The organism is Alkalibacterium sp. m-11 (assembly GCF_054658155.1).
Genome location: NZ_BAAGIR010000263.1, coordinates 1 through 1,303 on the forward strand (window position 1 = coordinate 1; position 1,303 = coordinate 1,303).

Genomic DNA, 1,303 nt, shown 5'->3' on the forward strand with positions numbered 1-1,303 from the left:
GTTTGTTTGAAGGTCGTGCCCGTGCTAAGACTGTTTGTGTATGGTAGTTACTCTTTTCAATGGCCAACGAATAATGCCCAACAAGACAATTCATCAGTGTATACAGAATGCGTAATGAACTGACCGTCATTGTTCGCGTTTTTTCTAATTGAAACTCTTCCTTTTGAACACGAAAGAGTTCTTCAATTCGCCAGCGAGTAATATAACTTTTCAGAATTCGAAGGACATCGTCCTTCCCATTGATGGAGTGATTCGTTAATAGTTTCATTGGCTTTTCGCCATAGCCATAGACAACAACCATATTAAGAGGGGAATCTTTTAACACAGGCAACTTAACTTTAATATGACTAACCTTTAATTTATATTCATCACCTTGAATTTCCGTCTTAAAGTTGATTTTTCCTTTCCGACGATGCGCTAAGTCAGGGACTTTCACGCGACGATTTCTATGTAGTAAATAACGATTATCCTTTAGTCGCGTAATGAAGTGATGGCCGATATCTTGGACATACTCATATATCGTATTGGTGTCATAACCACGATCCATAACGAAAGTAGCCTTTTTCTTTCCTAAAAACGAAGTGACTGTATTAAAGCCTTTGGCTATTTCAATATTTTGACTGTGAAAATCTTTCTCCTTGGAAGAATACAAATGATTATACAGAGGCAAGGGATGTTTCGTTTTCAGTGTAGCCATTGAAAAATTGATTGTAGGATAGCCTTTCTCTAAAACATTCTTTGACCCATCACGGACTAAAGCTAAATGTTCCATCTTTTCGGCATAAGGTTTAACAATTTCTGATTCATCAACGATAACCAAAGGGTTATCCGGTATAGATGTTCTTAGGCCATTTAAATAATTATGATGGAGCTCTTTCAAGTCATTCTCTTCAGAAGCATTACGAGATAAGCGTTTAATGGTGTACTGCAAGTCAATATTTTCTTCTAACGCTCGTGCAATATCTGATAACAGGGTATTTTGAGCCTTAGACATGCCATATAAAATATCACTGTAAAATTTCTTTCGTGGTTTAGAAAGACCTTCGGTCAGTTTTTCTAAAAAAGTGATTAAACTTCGCTTTGTTTGATAAATTTCTGTAGAATTCATGGTAAAATAACCTCAGTTCCTGTTTTGTTTTTTTGTTTTGTAGTGATTCAATTATAACAGATAACAGGATGAAATTAGTCCACAGATTTAAGCTGTGGACTGCTCAAAAGCCCGAGGATACCATGTTTTCCACATGTGTATACCTCGGGCTTTTGTCACCGTTCAGGAAATCATAAAATTTTGGGTAAATTCAAA

The 1,303-nt window shown here is 36.1% G+C and carries 1 protein-coding gene; it reads right to left on the minus strand.

Annotated features, from left to right (window positions below; all coding sequences use genetic code 11):
• Positions 1-1,108: transposase (locus ACYQ2O_RS12290; protein WP_459796705.1), on the minus strand; the 1,108-nt coding region annotated here is incomplete at its 3' end.
• Positions 1,109-1,303: the final 195 nt, after the last annotated feature.